The sequence below is a fragment of the Lentilactobacillus senioris DSM 24302 = JCM 17472 genome, assembly GCF_001436555.1.
Classification (GTDB): domain Bacteria; phylum Bacillota; class Bacilli; order Lactobacillales; family Lactobacillaceae; genus Lentilactobacillus; species Lentilactobacillus senioris.
Map to the genome: position 1 here is coordinate 213,170 of NZ_AYZR01000009.1, position 20,911 is coordinate 234,080.

Consider the following 20,911-nt stretch of genomic DNA (forward strand, 5'->3'; position numbering starts at 1 on the left):
TTTCTCCTACGACATCGTGAACCGCTCAACGGTTTGCAACACGAAACTCTTTATTTTTTTTGATAATGAAACTTTTTCCTTAAAACCATAGCCCGCTTTATTCAACTCTTCTGTTACCCTTCTGGGGTTAGTATGACCGTAAAAATCATAATCATCAATTTCACTATTAATTAATTGGGCCGGCAACTTATTTTCTTCAGCAAAATCATTTACTTCTAATTTGCGGCGTTGAGCCAAGAATTGGTTTAATTCATCGCCCACATTAGCATTATCTGGCAAATTAGGCACAACTGAATCCAAGAAGGCAGCAATCAAATCAGCCTTAGATCTTAACTTCAGATCATTAGTATCGTTAAGCATTTGTTTGATCCGCTTACTATCAGATTGACGATTAGCTTGAGAATCTAAATCGATCGCTTTGACCAAGTTAATAATATAATCAACATCAATTCGATCAGTTTCTAGCAATTCAATTTCAAAGTTAATATCTTCCAAAATAGAGGCTGCCTCTGGCTGTTCTCTATTGCGTTGCAAGTAACGATAGGCATCCACATATTTACTTTGAAAATCAGCCATTAACTGGGCATTAAGACCATCTGCAGCAAAATTATCCCACTTAAAATCTTCATAGACTCTGATCTTATTATGAATACGTAATACTTCTCGAAAGGCTAATACAAAGGTCTTAATGGCTGAATCTCCTTGATTAAATAATTCATCCACTGCCTTTGCATCTGGAGTAATAGTTACTAAAGTAGCAATTGCTGGACGCAGTTCCGCTGCCAGTTCATCGTAACTTTTAACGTAAAAATCCTCTTTAGAACCAGCAGAATAAAGGGTTACTGCTTGATCCGTAGCAGCCTTAAGATTTCGATAGCTAACAATATTCCCGCTGGGTTTAGAATCTGTTTCTACCCGGTTAGTCCGTGAAAATGCTTGGATCAACCCTTGATACTGCAAGTTTTTATCTACATACAAAGTGGCTAACCGCTTAGAATCAAACCCAGTTAAGAACATATTAACCACAATTAAAATATCAATATTGCTGTCAGGTGATTGATCATTATGTTCTTTCATCCGTTTAGAAACATCAGCAAAATATTCAGAAAACGTATCAGTACTAAATTCCGTTCCATACTGTTCGTTATAATCAGCAATCACTTGATCTAAGCCCAATCGAGATGATTTAATTGCTTGATCTTGTTTTTCCACTGCATTTTCTTCGTTAGCGACCCAAGTAAAAATGGTGGTAACTTTCAACTCATGATTAGGATCTAGTTGCTTAAATGCCTGGTAGTACTTTAAAGCTATTTCCGTACTAGGAACCGTAAAAATAGCGTTATAATGACCATTTTTGGTAAGTTGCCCATGATTCATTAAGATGTGTTTAGTCACTAGTTGAATCCGTTCATCAGCTTCAAATACTTCAGCCGTATTGATTTTAGCCACTTTCTCATTAATTTCTTCAGCTGAAAAATCAGCTTTCCCTTTTAAGGTATTAATGTATTGTACGCTAAATCCTAAAACGTTATGATCACGAATGGCGTCTTTAATAAGGTAGTGATGTAATTCTTCGTCGTACAGCGATTCGGTAGTACGACCATCTTGACCTACATTTTCTGCAAAAATAGGGGTTCCAGTAAACCCAAAATGTTGCGAATTAGCAAACCACTGATTAATGTTTTTACGCATATCACCAAATTGACTCCGATGAGCTTCGTCTTCAATAAAAATAACGTGTTTATCGTGAAACTCCGTTAGTAATTTACGATAGCTAGAATCTTCTTTCACCGCTGTATTCATTTTTTGAATGGTAGAAATAATTAGGGGTGTATCGCTAGCCTGCAACTGCCGCACCAAACTAGCGGTACTATTGGTTTGATCAATTGCAGGTTCATTTGTAGTTGACTGGGCTGAATAGGCATTAAAATTCTTAGCCGTTTGGATATCCAAATCAGAACGATCGATTAGGAAAATAACTTTTTCTGCATCTGTTTCCCTAGTCAAAATCTGGCTGGCTTTAAAAGCCGTAATGGTTTTTCCTGAACCAGTTGTGTGCCATACATAACCATTTTTATCAGGATGATTTTGAGCCTGATTAACAATGGCCTCCACTGCGTAAACTTGATAGGGTCGCATAATCATAATACTGTCATTACTATGATCAAAAACGGTGTACTTACTAATCATGCTATGTAACCTAGATTTACTCAAAAATGAAGCGGTGAAATCAGTAATATCATTTAACCAATTATTTTCTTCATCAGTCCAATAAAACATAAAATTAGCATTTAAATTACCATCACCATTAGCGAAGTATCTAGTATCAACACCGTCAGAAACTACAAAAATTTGGACGAAACGATAAAGATTTCTAAAAGAATCATTTCTATACCGAATGATTTGGTGGAAAGCTTCTTCGAAGTCCCCGCCCCGGCGTTTTAATTCTACCTGAACTAACGGCAATCCATTCACCAAAATCGTAACGTCATACCGATTAGTATATCTAGCATTAACGGTTACTTGATGAGTCACTTCAAAAATGTTATTTTCAACTACTCGTCCATCAAAGAATTCTAAATAAACGTTCGAACCATCATCACGTTGGATGCTAATCTTACCCGCTGGTTGAATATCAGATCCCCGCAATAATTGAGCAATTTCAAACAACGTTTTAGAACCAACTAATTCATTCATTACCCGACTAAATTCCGTATCGGTTAATTCTTCATCTTTTAAGTTAACCTGATTACGTTGATTTAAAATCCTCCGAAAATGATTGATTAAGTCAGCTTCTTTATCAATTTGAATTGTTTGATAGCCTTGCTTTGCTAACTGTTGCATAAATCGATCTTCTAATTGTGCTTCAGATTCCACTTCTTTAGCCACTTGGCTCACCTCTTTTGAGTCCTTCATATCTGTCATTAGTATATCAAATTACTGAATATTAAAAAACGCCAGCAATATTGCTGGCGTCTTTAATCTCTTTAGTTCTTACCTATTCTTTAATAGAACTCTTACCCTTTTATTATAATCATTTTTAATGAAAACCATTCTCTCATAAGCAAATTAATATCTGTCCCTCACAATCTGCGCTAAACTTACAATAACAACTATTATTTGGAGGGATTACCATGGCAAGATTTATCACTCATACCAAGCTCAAATCCGTTGGCCGCCAAACCATTAATCAGGCGGGGACTCACCAGTATTTAGCAGATGAACCATTGTCTCAGCACGGCACAGATGCCGGTCCATCTCCCGTTCAGTACCTCTTAGGATCCCTAGGTTCTTGTCTAGGAGCAAGTATTCGGAGCGTTGCTGATAAGGATCCCAACGTTGAAATCAAGCTGTTCAATGTTGATACCCTCGGTGAAATGGAGATCTACCCTGATAAATCATCAAAGATCGTAAATATTTCAGTTAAAATCACTTGTCACACTAATTTAGAGCCGGAACAGCAAACCAATTTAATTAACCGCGCCATTCATATTTGTACCGTTCACAACACTTTAAAAGCAGCGATTCCAATCGAAATTGAAATCCTAGATTAATAACTTTATCTGTTAGCACTCTATGTTACCGTGTGCTAACTTTTTTAATACGACATTTTAAAAACGTTGTTATATCAACAACCATCAACAGAATTCTCTTGAGCGTATCATTTGTAGTCATTACAAAATAATGATAGTATAAGAGTGTTGAAAGAAAAAATATTTTAGTCTTTAATTTTAAAATCACTCGTTTTAAGGGAGGAATTATTACATGAATAACGATATGTTTGGCTTTAACAACTTAGACGATATTTTAAACGATCCATTCTTCCGGAACGCTATGAACGCTGGCAACGGTCGAATGACTATTAACGGGCAACCAGTGAGCCCTGAACAATTAAAACAAATGCAGGCTGAACAAGGCGGCCAGCAACCACAACAATCTAAGAGCAAACGCCCTCTGCTCGATGAGTATGGAACAGATATGACTCAATTGGCTAAAGACGGGGATTTAGATCCCGTAATTGGTCGAGACAACGAAATTGAACAAATGGAAGAAGTCTTGAGTCGTCGAAGTAAGAATAACCCCGTTTTAATTGGGGAAGCCGGGGTTGGTAAGACCGCCGTCGTTGAAGGATTGGCTCAAAAAATTGTCGACGGTGACGTTTCTGAAAAACTCTTAAACAAGCGCATCATCTCCATTGACGTTGTTTCCTTAGTTCAAGGTACCGGTGTCCGGGGCCAATTTGAAGAACGGATGAAACAATTGATCGACGAAGTTTCAGAAAACAGTGACATCATTCTCTTTATTGACGAAATTCACCAAATCGTTGGTGCTGGTTCTACCGGCGAAGGTGATAAGATGGATGCTGGTAACATTTTGAAACCTAAACTAGCTCGTGGTGAATTCCAATTAATCGGTGCCACTACTAACGCTGAATTCCGTGATATTGAAAAGGATCAAGCTTTGGCTCGACGTTTCCAACCAATTACGGTTAACGAGCCTAACGAAGAAAACACCATCCAAATTTTGGAAGGCTTAGCTCCTAAATACGAAAAGTATCACCACGTTCACTACACTCCTGATGCTTTGAAGGCTGCCGTTTCATTAGGTAATCGTTACATCCAAGACCGGATGAATCCTGATAAGGCAATTGATTTGATTGATCAAGCCGGTGCTAAAGTGGCCATGACTTCTCACCTTTCCAAGGACAAAGCTACCTTACAACAACAAGCTGAAAATCTTGAAAAACAAAAGAACGAAGCTTCTCAAGCTGAAGATTTTGAAAAGGCCGCTCAACTTAAAGACCGCATTGGTAAAATTAATCAACAAATTGAAGATATCGATGATGGTAAAAAGGTAGAAACGCCAGATGTTACTGCAGCTAACATTCAAGCAGTAGTTGAAAAAATCACTGGAGTTCCTGTTACTAGCGTTGACGAAGACGAAGTTAGCCAATTAAAGAACTTAGACAAGGACATGAAAGCCGAAGTTATTGGCCAAAATAAAGCTATCGACGCTATTTCTGCAGCTATCAAGCGTAGCCGGGTCGGCTTTACTCAAGGTAACCGCCCTATTGGTAGTTTCCTCTTCGTTGGCCCTACCGGAGTTGGTAAAACTCAAACTGCTAAAGCTTTAGCCAAAGAATTGTTTGGAACTGAAGATTCCATGATTCGGTTCGATATGTCTGAATACATGGATAAGATTAGCGCAAGCAAATTAATCGGTTCAGCTCCCGGCTACGTGGGTTACGGTGAAGGTGGCCGATTGACTGAAGCTGTTCGGCGTCATCCATACAGTTTGATCTTAATGGATGAAATTGAAAAGGCTCATCCAGACGTTTTAAACTTGTTACTTCAAATCTTAGACGACGGTCGTTTAACCGATGCGCAAGGTAAAACCGTTGATTTTAGCAACACAGTTATTATCATGACCAGTAACGCTGGCCAAGATAACATCAAAGAACAACCTGATGTAATCGAACGTCTCAAGCCATTCTTTAGAATTGAATTTTTGAACCGAATCGATGATATCATCCAATTCGAAGCTCTTTCAAAAGATAATATTTTGAAGATCTTAGACCTCATGCTTAATGATCTTAATAAGATGGTCAACAAGGCTAAGGGCATTTCCTTTACCGTTACTAATGATGCTAAGAGTAAATTAGTAGAATTAGGCTACAACGAACAAATGGGAGCTCGTCCTATGCACCGGGTAATTACTAAAGAAATTACCGACCCATTGACTAACGTCTACTTGGAAAATCCTGAAGTTAAGGAATACAAGGTAGCTGTTAAGGACGGCAAGGTCGTAGTTGAACCTGCCAAATAATTTAACTTTCTATCTAAAAAAATAAAGCGATAACATAAAGATCAGAGTTGCCTTCCCGGTTTCTCTGGTCTTTTTTGAATTTAATTCAACTTTATTTTAGTTAAAACGATTTTCATGGAGTAAAGTCGTTTGACATTCCCCCCAGTTGTTGGTATATTATGGTCAATGTGTTTTAGAGTTTCGCTTTTTAAGGTACTTGTTTTATAGCTTTATGAAATAACTCCTTAATCGTGTTCAACTAGTTAAGATGCATTATATTAGATCGCGCTTAGCGCAAGGAGGTTTCATTATTATGAAACAAGGTACTGTTAAATGGTTCAACGCTGATAAAGGTTATGGCTTCATTACTACTGACGATGGTGACGTATTTGTTCACTTCTCAGCTATCAACAAAGACGGCTTCAAGTCATTAGACGAAGGTCAAAAAGTTACCCTTGACGTTGAAGACAGCGACCGTGGCCCACAAGCTGCTAACGTTACTGTTGTAGAAGAAGGCTAATTTTTAATTAACTTTCCAAAAGAATCTGGTATTTGCCAGGTTCTTTTTTTATTTTTTAAACTAAATTCTTGCTTTTTGAAAAGTAATAAGCGTATAATATAAACATGGTTTAACTAATAAAAAGTAAGTAATTGGAGGCATCAGTTCATGACTAATGTTGGAATTATCGTTGGGAGTCTACGTGAAGGCTCTTTCACCAAAAAAATCGCCCAATCAGTTGCCAGCTTCTTGCCTAGCGACTATAACGTATCTATCATCGACATCAATTTAGATCTTTACAATGAAGATTTAGATCAACCAGGTAAGGTTCCTGCTTCATGGGAAAACTTCCGGGCTCAAATGAATGATGTAGACGCCGTAATCTTTGCTACCCCCGAATATAACCGTTCTATTCCTGGTGGCCTTAAAAACGCTATTGACGTTGGTTCTCGTCCAATGGGTTCTAGTGTTTGGGACATGAAGCCAGCCCTTGTATTGAGCGTTTCTCCTGGTGCTATCGGTGGTTTCGGTGCCAACATGGCTCTTCGTCAATCACTTGTCTTCTTGAACATGCCAGTTGTTCAACAACCAGAAGCTTACATTGGCGGCGTAACAAACATTTTAGATGCAGATGGTGAAGTCACTGAACAACGTGAATTAAGTTACTTCAAGTCAATTGCAGATGCTTTCGTAGATCTAATTAACAAAAACAACAAATAAAGTTAAAAGAACTAATCTTACTCGAGATTAGTTCTTTTTTATTATCAAATTTACAATATTCTCAACCTAAGATTTTGCCAATTCTAAATTCCGGTTAAATCAAAGTGCTTGCGGTAAAATAAAGAAAAACGTTTCTAGGGGGGAATATTGTGTTACGAACACTTGCCAAATCTATTCGCCAGTATAAACGGCTGTCACTAATTTCACCGATTTGCGTTTTCTTCGAAGCCGCATTTCAGACCTTAGTCCCCTATTTGATGGCAATCATTATCGATCGAGGAGTTATGGTCGGTAATCTTCATGTAATTATTCGATGGGGAATTTTATTAATTTGTTTAGCTTTACTGGGGCTTGCTGCCGGGATGGGAGCCAGTTGGTATTCTAGTAAGGCCGCGGCTGGTTTTGCTAAAAACTTACGGCATGATCTATATTTCCATATTCAAACCTTTTCATTTTCAGATATCGATAAGTTCTCCACTTCCGGGCTAGTTACCCGGCTTACCACCGACGCTACTAACTTACAACAAGCTTATCAAATGACCATTCGAACAGCCTTACGAGCTCCTCTAATGCTAATTTTTTCGGTAACGATGGCTTTTTTAGTCAGTCCAAACATCGCTTGGATCTTTGTAGTCGTTATTCCTATTCTAGCTGTGGGGCTTTACGCCATTATTAGAAGCTCTCGTAAATTACTAACTCAAGTATTTCACCTTTACGATCGTTTAAATCAAGTTGTTGGTGAAAATATTCGTGGTATCCGGGTAGTTAAAATCTTCGTCCGAGCTAAAACTGAAATCCAAAAGTTCCAAACGGTAGCCAAAAATATTTTTACCGTTTACAGTAAGGCTCAGCGAATTTTAGCTTTAAACCAACCATTAATGCAGTTAATAATTGGCTTATCTACCGTCTCGGTTGCCTGGTTGGGGGCTAAACTAGTGGTTAGCCGTCAACTCCAAATTGGACAACTGATGAGTTTGTTCTCATACACTATTTCAATTTTAACCAGTTTGATGATGCTTTCTAACGTATTCTCTCAATTAATTTTGGCAGGAACTTCTGGGCGTCGGGTAACCGCCGTGCTGGATACCACCACTCAATTACATAGTCCTGCTAATGGGATCACTACCGTTAACGATGGCAGTATTAGTTTTGAACACGTTAACTTTAAATTCAACGATAAGGAAAAGCAGAATGCGTTAACAGATATTAATTTACAAATTAAAAGCGGGAGCACCGTTGCGGTGGTTGGATCCACCGGTTCTGGAAAAAGTACTCTCGTCCAGCTAATTCCTCGACTTTATGACGTCGACTCCGGAGCTGTCAAGGTAAGCGGGGTCAACGTAAAAGATTACGATTTGACCGCTTTACGTAATGCCGCCGCAATGGTTCTTCAAAATAACGTCTTGTTTTCAGGAACCATTAAAGATAATCTCCGCTGGGGTAATCCTAACGCCACTGACGAAGAATTAGTTCAAGCAGCCAAAATCGCTCAAGCCGATAGCTTCATCGAGCAATTTCCTGATAAATATAATACTCGTATTGACCAAACTGGGAATAACGTTTCTGGTGGACAGCGTCAGCGAATCTCGTTAGCTAGATCATTACTGAAACATCCCAAGATTTTGCTACTCGATGATGCCACCAGTGCTACGGATACTGAAACGGAACATAATATTTGGCAAGCTATGAAAGCTAACCTTCCAGAGACTACTAAGGTAATTATTACCCAACGTATCACCTCCATTACCGACGCTGATCAAATCATCGTTATGGAAAATGGGAGGGTCTCAGCAATTGGCACCCATGAACAATTATTAAAAGATGATGCCGAATATAGATCTATTTACCAAATTCAAATTGAGGGGGGCGAAGGTTAATGCGTAATGGTCGAGCAATTAAATCATTAAAGCTAACTAAGGATAATCGCAACACTTTAAAGCGCCTATTAAAATTGATCTTCAAAACTCAACCAGTCTGGCTTTTCATTGCTGGAGTTTCGATTATAATTAGTGCATTATCAACCGTAATTGGCTCTCTTTTTTTGAAAACATTAATTGATAAATACATCACTCCACTAATTCATCAAGCCACTCCCAATTTCAATCCTCTCATTCGAGTCTTACTAATGATGGTGGGAATTTACGTCATTGGTGCGATTGCTACCTTTATTTATACTCAGATTATGGCCATTTTGGCTCAACGGGTGCAGTATAATTTACGAGATGAGATGTTTACTCATATGCAGACTTTGCCCGTGAAATACTTTGACAACAACGACTATGGCGACATTATGAGTCACTACACCAACGATATTGATACCTTATTGCAAATGGTCGGCCAAAGTTTACCGCAATTTCTCAGCTCGATAACTAATTTCATCATGGTTTTAATCGCAATGGTCATCATTAGCTGGGAATTAACCCTCTTTTCTCTGGCCATCTTTGCTTCTAGTATCATCATTATCAAAACTTTAACCTCTCGAAGCGGTCACTACTTCACTTTGCAACAAAAATCCTTAGGGGATCTAGACGGTTACGCTGAAGAAATGTTGACCGGTCAAAAAGTGGTCAAAGTGTTCTCCCACGAAAAGGAAGCTGAAGCTAATTTTGACAAACTAAATAACAGCTTAGAAACCGATTCCGGTAATGCCAACGGATTCGCTACATTACTGTTCCCTATTATCGGTAACTTAGGTGACTTACTCTACGTCCTCACCGCCGTTTTCGGTGGCGCGCTGGCTGTGGGACATCTAGCCACCCTAACACTCGGAGACCTAGCAGCCTTCTTGCAGCTCAGTCGAACGTTTAGCCAGCCAATCGCCCAAATTTCTATGCAATTAAACTCCATCGTCCAAGCTCTAGCCGGAGCTCAACGAATTTTTGCACTACTAGATCAAGAATCAGAAACAGATAACGGAACTATCACCTTACAACCAGCCACTGATTCTGCTACCCATCGCAAACAATGGAATTGGGTAATTCCTAAGCCCGATGGTAGTACCAGCCTACTACCTCTTGAGGGCAAAATTACTTATTCCCACGTTGATTTCAGCTACGTTCCTGGCAAACAAATTTTATTTGACGTTTCCTTTAACGTAAACGCAGGTCAAAAAGCCGCTTTCGTTGGAGAAACTGGAGCTGGGAAAACTACTATTACCGACATGCTGAATCGGTTCTATGAAATTGATTCTGGAACCATTACCTACGACGACTTAGATATTCGTAACATTAAGAAGGCGGACTTAAGGCACGCTATGGCGATCGTCCTTCAAGATACCCACCTATTTACCGGAACCGTCAATGATAATATCCGTTACGGTCGGCTGGACGCTACAGATGAAGAGATCCAGCAAGCAGCTGATTTAGCCCAAGCCACTGACTTTATTAACCAGCTACCGGATAAATTCAATACCGTCATTACTGATGATGGCGGTTCGCTATCCGCCGGTCAACGTCAATTACTTTCCATCGCTAGAGCGGCCATCGCTGACCCACCCGTTATGATTTTAGACGAAGCTACTTCCAGTATTGATACTCAAACCGAAAAAACGGTTCAAACGGCAATGGATAACCTGATGAAGGGACGGACTAGCCTCTCGATTGCACACCGGTTATCAACTATCTACAACGCTGATATTATCATGGTAATTAGCGGCGGGAAGTTAATCGAAAGTGGTAATCACCAGCAATTGATGGCACAACATGGTAAATACTATCAATTATATATGGATTCTTTTAATGGAAACGCGCCAACCGCGATTCCGCCAAAAACTACTAACTAAAAACTATATTTAAGGAGATCTTTTTATGAGTACATTATTAGTTATCAAAGCTCAACCAGCTATCAATCATATTTCTAATTCTATGGCCATTTGTGATCGATTTGTCACTGCCTACCAAGAAGCTCACCCTGACGATATCGTTCTACAACATGACCTATATGCTGAAGGCGACATTGAAATCGATAGTTCCAATTTCCAAACCTGGGCTAAATTGTCCGAAGGCGTTAAATATTCTGACTTATCAAGTGATGAACAAATTTTAGTAAGTCGTCAACAACTCCTGCAAGAAGAATTCATCAAAGCCGACAAATACGTCTTTGCTAACCCAATGTATAACCTCTTCTTACCTGCGCGGCTTAAGAGTTACTTAGACATTGTTTGCGTATCTACTAAAACCTCCAAGGCAACTACCAAAGGTCCTGCTGGCATCCTAAAGGATAAGATGGCGGTCCACATTCAATCTGCTGGCGGAACTTATCAAAATAGTGATAACCCTAATATGCAGGCCCTAGACATGGGGACTCAATATCTGCGAATTATCTTGAACCAAATGGGAGTTACTGACATTAAGGGCATCTACAATGAAGGAAACAGCAAATTAGATGAAGCCGCAATGCTCCAAAATAGACAACAATCTATGGACGAAGCCGCTCAATTGGCAGAACGATTCTAAATCTCAACTAAAAAACCGCAACCATCAAAATATGGTTGCGGTTTTTTAATTCTTAATCGAATTTTTTTATGAAATTAAACCTTGGTTATCTTGAAGGCTTCTTACAATAAAGTCTGTTAATTCGGATTCACTAATATTTTTTAAATGGCCGACTGAAACAGCAGCCTTAATTCCCTCTTCATTAGCAGCACCACCCACCAGGGATTCTTCTACCGCATGCAAGTCTCCTTCCACTTTAAAGAATGGATTGAACTTAAACCGGGTAAAAAAGCCAGTATCAATTGAGAAGTTAATCCCCATTTTGCCATTAGCCAAATCAGAATCAAAGTAACGATCATAGCCGGGATTTCGACCAAAGTTCCATTCATCGGTACCATATTCGTCAGCTAATCGCTTATCGATAATATCCCAATCTTGGGAATTGAATTCGTAAGTTTCAATATCATCTACAGAATCCACGTCAAAAACTTCTTTTAAAATGGCTTCGCGAAGATCTTCAATGGTCATGTCATTAGGAAGAAAATCCTTCAAATTAATGATCTGGCTTCGTTTAGAAGCTACCCCTAACTTCTTATCTTTTTCAGCCGGGTCTTCGGTTAAGACGTGCTTAGCTGCATCTACATTCAAATCGTACATTACAGTTCCCCCGGCAGCTAAATTGTTGCCGTTTTTAAACATCGTCATCCCAGAGAACTTCTTACCATCCAAAATTAAATCACTACTATTTTCCTTCATGGAAACGTCTAATCCAAGTTTTTGGAGGGCCTTCAACACTGGTTCGGCAAAATAAGAGTAGTCGTTAAAGTGACTAGTATCATCTACCAAAATATTTTCAAACACCAAATTCCCTAAATCGTGATAAACCGCCCCACCACCGGAAGTGCGACGAACTAGTTCAATATCATTTTCGTGTAAATAATCAGTATCGACCTCAGCCCAAACGTTTTGGTTTTTACCAATAATAACAGAGGGACGGTTAATATAAAGCATGAATCCCCGCCCAGGGAGTTTTAAATCATTAACTAAATAATTATCAATCGATTGATTAACACGCGCATCATAAACGGGTTTGCCGTTTCGTTTAATATCTACTAAGTACATAAGCAGCCTCCTTAGATTTCATATTTCTATTATAGTGTATAATTAAAGTAAAATGTGTGGAGGCGACTACTAATGTCTGAATTATCATTATGGCAACGAATTAAAGCGTTCTTCAAGAAACCCCAAGATCCTGACCAACCAGGGCCTACAGAAATCAAAGACGGAATTTGGTATCGAAAGCAACCCAGTGGCGACTACTTACTAGGCGTAGATGCCAGTGTCTTTGAAGAGATCGGCCAAATCACTTTTGCAGATTTTTCCACCAACCAAACCGAACTTAAAGCGGGCGATGACCTTTTAGATCTCGAAGGTGACAAATCAGTTGAAACCCTTAAGTCTCCACTAACTGGCACTGTCATTTCTAGAAATCACGAACTAGTTAACGACTTAACTAATATCACTGCCGTAGACTCTGCCACTAGTTGGATAATGGAGTTAGCTCCGCACAAATAAATTGTTGAGCTAATTACTATCCCCTTTTCAAAATAAGAACTACAATGAAGTTATAGAAATGAAAGGGAGGTCTGTAAAATGGCAGAATCACCATTTTTGGATAAACATCTAAACGAGGTATTTGATTGGAGCGACAGCGACATGCCTGTTCGTGACGCATTGTGGGATTATTATATGGAACACAATGGTCATGACACTAAGGCCACCGAAGAATCTATGGAAAAATACATGACAATGTCAGCCGATGATATCAAGGCTGATGCAGAAAAATTACTTAAATAACCAATTAAGCTTCCACCAAATTAGTTTTTGGTAGAAGCTTTTTTAATTTTTTCTGCCGCTTATGAAGTAGTAGCGTTATAATTATAATGGTATTAAAAAGTCCGAACTATTCAAAGAGCAATTATGAAAATGAAGTCACCTTATCTTTGATTCGGCTTTTTGCCTAGTTGAGCAACTCTAATCCTTGTTCTAATACGTCGTTAGTGACCATTTCTGTAGTAAAGCGTTGCAACGGCGTCAATGAATGGCGGTCTTTAAAAGCTAACGGGAGCTCAGCAATGATAACTACTTTTAAATTGTTTTCGGTTATTAAAATTTGACCTACTTGTTTAAATTGGCCTCGGGTATGCTTACCGGTTCGCCAACTATGGGGCTGAATTTTATTTTGATCGTCTACTTTAAGTTGATAATGACCAGAATTATCAGTGGTTAATGGAATTCCCACGTATTCATGGACTTCATATTTACCTTTCATTGCTTCTCCTTAACAACTATTTTTGTATAACCAAACTGGTTTTCTTATTTTATTATTTTACAATAATCCAATATACTTACTCTAACAGGATTCGTAAAGGGGGACATTTTTTTGGCTAAGATAAAAATCGTTACCGATGCTGTCGTCAACAGTTCGGCTTGTCCTGACGATATTGTTTCCGTTATCGACTTACCTATCACTATCAACGGCAAAGTATTCAGCCATATCAGTAAAATTAGCAAAACCAAATACTTACAACTCTTGAGTCAATCGTCCACTCCCCCACAAATCGGTTCTATTTCCGTAACCGAATTAGTAACTCTCTACAATGAATTGGGAAAAGACGGGAGCCAGATTTTATCACTACATATTAGTGATAGTTTCGCTGATACTTACAATACAGCCCGTCAGGCTGCGGCTAGAAGTACTTCTACAGTAACGGTGGTTAACAGCGGCGTGCCTGCTGCGGGCTTGACATACCAATTAACTGAAGCCGTCCGCTTAATTCGACAGGGACTAGATATGAAAACAATTCTCGATCGTATTAATAATATTTTAAAACGCACTCGCGTCTACATTTCCGTTAATAATAATAGCCAACTAATGTTAAAACGTAAAATCGGTCATTTCCGTGGAGCTTGGGAAAAACGCGCTAATATCAAGTATCTAATGCGGTTTGCCAATAATAATTTCGAGTTTATCGAGCGCACCACGGATGACGACGTTATTAGCTCATTTTGGCGCCAACAAGTAGAACAGATGCATCAGCAAAATATCGTCAGCTTAGATATTATCTATACTGGTTCTGACAACCGAGCTCAACGAATTTATAAGCTAATGAATCAAGAATTTCCGTTAATTCCAATTACTTTACAGTTAGCTAATCCCGAAATGGTAAACTACATTGGAGAGGACGCAACTGGAGTTACCTATTTAGTGGGCTAACTGTTTCAAGCACTCGCTGGAGTGTTTTTTTATTCCCTTTTTAGTCCTTCATAATGGTAGAATGGCTTAGTATTTGATAATTTAAGTTAAGAGGAACATTATGAAAGCTAAGTTAAAAGAACGTCTAGAGGTATTTAGTGACGCTATCATCGCTATTTTGGTAAATGGTTTGCCGCTTCAAACCAACATCGCTTCAGAGGACGACAGTATAATCATCATGATAAATAATAAAAAGACCGTTAGCTTAACTAACGGTCTTTTTATTATTTAATTAATGATAGATTATTTTCATCAATGTGCTTTAAAAAGGTAAATTGCTTGTGAGAATAGGACAAATATCCTGCTTGCTGTAATTTAGACACTACCTTGCTGGCCGTTTCCCGTGTTGTAGCGCTCACGTCAGCCAGTTCGTTAATGTTAACTGGATAATCAATCCTTAGGTGTTCATTTTCATCCAGCTTGCCAAGCTTGGCTCCCATTAAATAGATAGAATACAATACTCGCTCTGACGCGGATGATGTAACCATGTGCTGCAAGTGATCTTCATCTTGACTAATAATAGCTTCCATTTCCACCACAATGTTTTTCATCATGGCTAAATTACTTTTGATTTCGGTCTCAAACTTGTCCATTGGCAAATCTGCTACTAAAATTTCGGTCATGGATCTTACCGAATAAGCGTAGTTATCATCTACAAATAATCCACGATACGGAAAGCCATGATTCATTGAGACGTATTCGTAAAAGCTAGCATCTCCGTTCATATCGAAGCGCTCTACCCTTACGATTCCCTTCAATAAGTAATAAAAATGTTTGCGCTGATCATCTTGATCGAACAATATCTGTCCTTTGGGGTACAAACGAAACTTGATATCAGCTGTTAAGTCAGTAAATTCTTCATCAGATAGTTGATAAAATTCCTTTTGAGCCCTAAGTTTTAAAAGGTACTCTGGATACTTTTGCCGACTTATCATTTCTTCACCACCATGTAACCAAACTACAAGGAATCATTTTGGCCACTTATTTAGATTAGATCGTTATTTTACCCGTTGCTAACTGCCAAATCGCAAAAATAGCTAATAACAAAATAATAACTGCAGCCCATCTTTCAATTGGTCCGAATACTTTATCAGCCTGATTATCTTTCTTCTGTAGGTACCAGTAAACCGGAATGCCTGCAGCAAACAAAAGCATCATCAACAGTAAGAAAGTAGAACCAGTAGCAAACAACAGCCAGATTGCATATATACTCGAGATAACCCCGACTACTAAGTTTTTAGTCCGATCTGGCGTATCCTTACTTTCACTTAAAGTGTACTTAAATTGATAGAAAGCAGAAAAAGCATATGGCACTAGAATGGCCGCACTGGCAATGGAATAGAAGAAATTATAAGCGGAAGCAGTAATTAAATAGGAAAACATAAATAATTCGACACAGATATTAGTGAAAACTAACGAATTAACTGGAGCACCATTCTTATTTTCCTTAGCAAACCACTTTGGAAATGTTCCTTCTTTTGCTGCTTCATACGGTAATTGACCAGCAAACATTGTCCATGAAAGCCAAGCCCCTACCACAGAAATAATTAATCCGGCATTAACTAATACAGCTCCCCAAGATCCGACTACACTCTTCAATAAATCAGCCATGGCTGGTTGTGACAAGTTAGCTAATCCTGAGCGCCGCATTACCCCAAACGATAGCAACGTAACTAACATATAAATCAAAATAACAGTAATAATTCCTAGAACAGTCGCTTTACCAACATCAGAACGCTTCTTGGCTCTACCAGAGAACACAACTGCCCCTTCAATTCCGATGAAAACCCAAACGGTTACTAACATAGTTCCCTTAACTTGAGTCATAACATCAGCAAATTGGAATTTACCGGTTGGTGTAAACCAAAATCCTTGCGTAAACACACCCAACTTAAATGATATTATCATAATCACCAAGAAAACAAAAATTGGGATTAATTTTGCAACAGTAATAATGGTGTTAATAAAAGAAGCCGATTCAATTCCCCTAAGAATCATAAAGTGACAGGCCCAGAGAATAAACGAAGCTGCAATGATTGACCAAATATTTTGACCATCACCGAAAATAGGCAGAAAATACGCGACCGCACTCATTAGTAATGTCGCATACCCCACGTTACCTAACCAAGCAGAGGCCCAATAGCCCCATGCCGAGTTAAATCCCATGTACTTACCAAACCCCGCTTCAGCATAACTGTAAACTCCGGCATCTAAATCGGGACGTTTCATGGTTAAATTTTGGAAGGTAAATGCTAAACAGATCATCCCAATGGCAGTGATCACCCAACCAATGATGATCGCACCCGCCCCAGCCGAGACAGACATATCGTGCATCAAGTTGAAGACACCACCACCAATGATGGAGCCCACAACTAAACCAATTAGTTCACCTAATCCAAGCTTTCCTTTGGATTCTTCCATAATGAAACCCTCCTATCAATCTATCTGGTGATAATGGTTCCTGCACCTTCAGATAAGAATTTATCCACATTTTCTAGAGAGGTTACTACCGCCTTACCGTTGTTACTATTTTCAACGAATTCGATCGCTGCTTGAACTTTAGGAAGCATAGAGCCTTTAGCAAATTGATCTTCGTCAAGATACTTCTTTAATTCAGCTACCGTAATGTTTTCTAATTTCTTTTGATCCGGCTTGTTAAAGTTAACGTAAATGTTGTCCACCGCGGTCAAAATGATTAAAGTATCTGCATCTACTAATTCAGCCAACTTTTCAGAAGCAAAATCTTTGTCGATTACAGCTTCTCTACCGGCTAACCGATTACCTTCCTTAACTACCGGAACGCCACCGCCACCAACTGAAATTGGAATAATTCCATCGGCGACCATATGATTAATAACCCGGTATTCTTTTACACCAGTAGGACGTGGTGAAGCAACCACCCGTCGATACCCTCTCCCGGCATCTTCTACAAAGACAAAATCTGGGTGTTCAGCCTTTTGCTTATCAGCTTCTTCCTTACTGTAAAATGGTCCTACCGGTTTAGTGGGATCAGTAAATGCTGGATCATCAGCTCCCACTTCTACTTGAGTAATCACAGTGGCAACGTCTTTATCAATTCCCTTTTCACTTAGAACTTCATCCATTGCATTTTGCATCCAATAACCAATACTTCCTTGAGTCATAGCCACGTCTGTATCGAGTGGCATAGCCGGATTCTTGGCAGTAGAGCCCCCAGCCATTTGCAATAATAAGTTACCTACTTGAGGACCATTGCCGTGAGAAATAATTAAGTTGTCACCATTTTCAACAAATTGAACTAAATATTTTGCAGTTTTTCGAAGGGCTGCTTGTTGAGCCTCAGCAGAAGCGTTGTCAGTCAAAATAGCATTGCCGCCTAATGCGACCACAATTTTTTTACTCATAATTTTATATCTTCCTTTCAAACTGGGTTTAGATAAAAACAGGTGTACAGCTATATAGCTATACACCTGTCTTTTCAAGGTTATTAAATCTTAACTACATCTTTGGAATGTAAAGGTCACCAAGGGTAGTCGCCATGATTGACTTAATTGAGTGCATCCGGTTTTCAGCTTCTTCAAATTGACGAGCAAATTTAGAGTTGAAAACTTCATCAGTAACTTCCATTTCAGTAATTCCGTATTTCTCAGCAATTTCCTTGCCGTATTCGGTCTTAGTGTCGTGGAATGCTGGCAAGCAGTGCATGAAGATAAATTCATCTTCTGGTGTACCAGTCTTTTTGATCATATCCATGTTAACTTGGTAAGGAGTTAGCAACTTAACCCGTTCTTCCCAATTACTTTCACCCATGGATACCCATACGTCGGTGTAAATTACATTGGCTCCCTTAACCCCTTCATCAATGTCAGAAGTAATATTGAAGTGAGCTCCGGTTTGGTCTGCAAAGCCCTGAGCAATATCAACTACTTCTTGAGCTGGTTGAAGTGAGTCCGGTGCCAAAATAGTTACGTTAACTCCTAGCATTGAGCCAGCAACTAATAAACTATTAGCCATATTGTTGTGACCATCTCCAACATAGGTTAAGTTAATTCCCTTAAGGTGGCCAAAGTTTTCCTTAACGGTCATGAAGTCAGCGATCATTTGGGTTGGGTGCCATTCAGTGGTTAGTCCATTCCAAACTGGTACGCCAGCGTACTTAGCAAGTTCTTCAACGTCTTCGTGAGCGAATCCTCGGTATTCAATCCCATCAAACATACTACCCAAAACTTTAGCAGTGTCTTCGATAGATTCTTTTTTCCCTAGTTGAATATCATTAGCACCCATAAATTCAGGTTGAGCTCCTAAATCAACGGAAGCAACCGTAAAAGCGGAACGGGTCCGAGTAGAAGTCTTAGCAAAGAGCAAAGCAATATTTTTGCCTTCTAGGTAGTGGTGAGGAATTCCTAATTTTTTCATGCTCTTCAAATGTAAAGCAAAGTCTACCAAGTAGTTAATTTGTGCTGGGGTGAAGTCTTTGCAAGCTAAGAAGCTTCTTCCTTGTAATTCTGAAACGTTAAATTTTTGGCTGTCAATCATGTCGTTAACTTCCTTTCGTACTATCAATTTAGTTGGTTTAGTTTATAGATCTTCACGAACTAATGGCATACTCATACAACGAGGGCCCCCACGACCACGGGATAATTCACTTGAGAGAGTATCAATAACTTTAAGTCCATGCTTCCGAAGTAATTCATTAGATACATAGTTGCGGTTATAAGTTACCACTACCCCAGGAGCAATCGCTAAGGTGTTAGAACCATCATTCCATTGTTCTCTGCCGGCAATAATTGGGTCGCCATCACCAGTTGGAATTAGGTCTAATTCACTCAAACCGAGTTCCTTCTTCAATACCCCTTCAAGGTCTTGATTATGTTCAATAGTAAAGCCATCTTCATTGTTAGCTGGATGCATAGTCCAAGTGTCAATCTTGCCACCTTCGCCTAAGATCCCTGGATGAACCGTAAATTGATCATGGTTAATCATTGTGAATACGGTATCCAAATGCATCATAGCGTGGTTATGTGGAATCTCAATTGCAATAATGGTGTCATACTCACTATCATTTGCTGGGTCAAACAAGCTCCGAGCCACGTCTTGAATAGCGTCAGCAGAAGTTCGTTGAGAAACCCCGATAGCCAAAACATGATCTGAAAGTACCAATTCATCCCCACCTTCTAAGCGAGTAGTATGGTAACGATCACGCCAAACATGTAAGCCTTTGTCAGCAAACCGAGGATGATATTTAATGATGGTTTCCATGAATAATGATTCCCGATGACGAGCATCAAAAGTCATTCTATTGATAGTTAACCCATCACCAATTGAAGCAGCTGGGTCACGAGTGAAATATAGGTTAGGCATTGGATCCATAAAGAATGGATATTCTCGGTCTTCGGCCGCACTTACTAAATCGCTAGGGACGAAGTCAATTTCGTTTTTCCGGACCCCGGACATAATCTTATCGACCATATCTAAAGTAGACATACTCATCAAATATTCCTTTAAAGCATCATGAGTGGTGCCAGCAGCGTAACCGGATTCTGTCAAAATTTCTTCCAAGAAAGCATCTTTAACGTTACCAGCATCAATTGCTTCTGCAGAAAGATTTTCCAAATACAAAACTTCTGCCCCGTTATCTCTTAAAATATCAGCGAAAGCGTCATGCTCTTTTTGGGCTTCTGGCAAGAATGGAATATCATCGAATAATAGGCGTTCCATCATTTCCGGAGTGAAGTTTTCAATTTCTTCACCTGGGCGCTTAAGCAAAACCGTCTTTAACTTACCGATTTCAGAACGAACGTGAATTGGAGCTGTCATAGATAAATACCTCCTAAATTTGATTACGGGTAAAGTATATAATTGTAACCGCTTTCTTGAGGGCGTTTTTTTAGCGTTTAAAATGCGAAAAATTTGGCATTTAATAAACATTCATTAATAATTAACTCAATAAATTTTAGTAATATGTTTTAATTTTGTATTATTTAGCTTATGTTACAAACATGTTACAATTTTTTCTGAAAATATGAATTAATATTATAATCTATAGCTTTTTTTAGGGTAAATATACACTGATATTTTGTATTCATCGCAAATGTGAATATTTTCACGTTCAAACGGTATAAAAATAAATTTTCAATATTTATTATCATAAAAAAAGCC

The 20,911-nt window shown here is 38.9% G+C and carries 19 protein-coding genes; 11 read left to right on the top strand and 8 right to left on the bottom strand.

Going from position 1 to position 20,911, the window contains the following annotated elements; genetic code table 11:
* Window positions 1–6: 6 nt before the first annotated feature.
* The gene (locus FC56_RS07615; RefSeq protein WP_225425426.1) at window positions 7–2,889 is read right to left on the bottom strand and encodes a type I restriction endonuclease subunit R; all 2,883 of its coding nucleotides are present in this window, start codon (window positions 2,887–2,889) and stop codon (window positions 7–9) included.
* Between the two features lie 245 nt (window positions 2,890–3,134).
* Here FC56_RS07615 and FC56_RS07620 point away from each other — a divergent pair, with 245 nt between their 5' ends.
* The 7 genes from FC56_RS07620 (at window position 3,135) to FC56_RS07650 (ending at window position 11,478) form a co-directional block, all read left to right on the top strand.
* Window positions 3,135–3,554, top strand: coding sequence for an OsmC family protein (locus FC56_RS07620; RefSeq protein ID WP_056978773.1), 420 nt, complete (start codon window positions 3,135–3,137; stop codon window positions 3,552–3,554).
* Between the two features lie 211 nt (window positions 3,555–3,765).
* Window positions 3,766–5,826, top strand: coding sequence for an ATP-dependent Clp protease ATP-binding subunit (locus tag FC56_RS07625; protein ID WP_056978775.1), 2,061 nt, complete (start codon window positions 3,766–3,768; stop codon window positions 5,824–5,826).
* Between the two features lie 292 nt (window positions 5,827–6,118).
* Window positions 6,119–6,325: a cold-shock protein gene (locus tag FC56_RS07630; RefSeq protein WP_054671346.1), complete on the top strand. Its 207-nt coding sequence runs from the start codon at window positions 6,119–6,121 to the stop codon at window positions 6,323–6,325.
* A 147-nt stretch (window positions 6,326–6,472) separates the two neighbouring features.
* Window positions 6,473–7,024, top strand: coding sequence for an NADPH-dependent FMN reductase (locus FC56_RS07635; RefSeq protein ID WP_056978777.1), 552 nt, complete (start codon window positions 6,473–6,475; stop codon window positions 7,022–7,024).
* A 149-nt stretch (window positions 7,025–7,173) separates the two neighbouring features.
* Window positions 7,174–8,901 (top strand): ABC transporter ATP-binding protein, encoded by a 1,728-nt coding sequence (locus FC56_RS07640; RefSeq protein WP_056978779.1) that lies wholly within the window; start codon window positions 7,174–7,176, stop codon window positions 8,899–8,901.
* The gene (locus FC56_RS07645) at window positions 8,901–10,805 is read left to right on the top strand and encodes an ABC transporter ATP-binding protein (RefSeq protein ID WP_056978781.1); all 1,905 of its coding nucleotides are present in this window, start codon (window positions 8,901–8,903) and stop codon (window positions 10,803–10,805) included. Before FC56_RS07640 ends, FC56_RS07645 begins: the two co-directional genes overlap by 1 nt.
* A gap of 25 nt (window positions 10,806–10,830) precedes the next feature.
* Window positions 10,831–11,478, top strand: a complete 648-nt coding sequence (locus FC56_RS07650) for an FMN-dependent NADH-azoreductase (protein WP_054671337.1) — start codon at window positions 10,831–10,833, stop codon at window positions 11,476–11,478.
* Window positions 11,479–11,544: 66 nt separating this feature from the next.
* Here FC56_RS07650 and FC56_RS07655 read toward each other — a convergent pair whose 3' ends face one another.
* Entirely contained in the window at window positions 11,545–12,579 is a 1,035-nt protein-coding gene (locus tag FC56_RS07655; RefSeq protein ID WP_056978783.1) for a lipoate--protein ligase, read from the bottom strand.
* Window positions 12,580–12,651: 72 nt separating this feature from the next.
* Here FC56_RS07655 and FC56_RS07660 point away from each other — a divergent pair, with 72 nt between their 5' ends.
* Both FC56_RS07660 and FC56_RS07665 read left to right on the top strand, forming a co-directional pair.
* On the top strand, window positions 12,652–13,032 hold the full coding sequence (locus FC56_RS07660) for a biotin/lipoyl attachment domain-containing protein (RefSeq protein WP_056978785.1): 381 nt from the start codon (window positions 12,652–12,654) through the stop codon (window positions 13,030–13,032).
* 78 nt (window positions 13,033–13,110) lie between these two features.
* On the top strand, window positions 13,111–13,314 hold the full coding sequence (locus FC56_RS07665; RefSeq protein WP_054671325.1) for a P8 family protein: 204 nt from the start codon (window positions 13,111–13,113) through the stop codon (window positions 13,312–13,314).
* Between the two features lie 163 nt (window positions 13,315–13,477).
* Here FC56_RS07665 and FC56_RS07670 read toward each other — a convergent pair whose 3' ends face one another.
* Window positions 13,478–13,789: a DUF7671 family protein gene (locus FC56_RS07670; protein WP_056978786.1), complete on the bottom strand. Its 312-nt coding sequence runs from the start codon at window positions 13,787–13,789 to the stop codon at window positions 13,478–13,480.
* 111 nt (window positions 13,790–13,900) lie between these two features.
* On the opposite strand from FC56_RS07670, the gene FC56_RS07675 reads away from it, so the two are divergent.
* Window positions 13,901–14,734: a DegV family protein gene (locus FC56_RS07675; protein ID WP_054671319.1), complete on the top strand. Its 834-nt coding sequence runs from the start codon at window positions 13,901–13,903 to the stop codon at window positions 14,732–14,734.
* Between the two features lie 100 nt (window positions 14,735–14,834).
* A complete protein-coding gene (locus tag FC56_RS08165) occupies window positions 14,835–15,005 on the top strand; it encodes a hypothetical protein (protein ID WP_156410667.1) in 171 nt (56 codons plus the stop codon).
* Here FC56_RS08165 and FC56_RS07680 read toward each other — a convergent pair.
* The 5 genes from FC56_RS07680 to arcA form a co-directional block, all read right to left on the bottom strand.
* Complete coding sequence (locus tag FC56_RS07680) at window positions 14,998–15,708, bottom strand: Crp/Fnr family transcriptional regulator (RefSeq protein ID WP_056978788.1); 711 nt, start codon at window positions 15,706–15,708, stop codon at window positions 14,998–15,000. The genes FC56_RS08165 and FC56_RS07680 overlap by 8 nt on opposite strands.
* A gap of 55 nt (window positions 15,709–15,763) precedes the next feature.
* Window positions 15,764–17,194: an arginine-ornithine antiporter gene (gene arcD / locus FC56_RS07685; RefSeq protein WP_056978790.1), complete on the bottom strand. Its 1,431-nt coding sequence runs from the start codon at window positions 17,192–17,194 to the stop codon at window positions 15,764–15,766.
* A gap of 20 nt (window positions 17,195–17,214) precedes the next feature.
* Complete coding sequence (arcC, locus tag FC56_RS07690; protein WP_056978791.1) at window positions 17,215–18,156, bottom strand: carbamate kinase; 942 nt, start codon at window positions 18,154–18,156, stop codon at window positions 17,215–17,217.
* Window positions 18,157–18,250: 94 nt separating this feature from the next.
* The gene (gene argF, locus FC56_RS07695; RefSeq protein WP_056978793.1) at window positions 18,251–19,288 is read right to left on the bottom strand and encodes an ornithine carbamoyltransferase; all 1,038 of its coding nucleotides are present in this window, start codon (window positions 19,286–19,288) and stop codon (window positions 18,251–18,253) included.
* Between the two features lie 42 nt (window positions 19,289–19,330).
* A complete protein-coding gene (gene arcA / locus FC56_RS07700) occupies window positions 19,331–20,569 on the bottom strand; it encodes an arginine deiminase (protein ID WP_056978795.1) in 1,239 nt (412 codons plus the stop codon).
* Window positions 20,570–20,911: the final 342 nt, after the last annotated feature.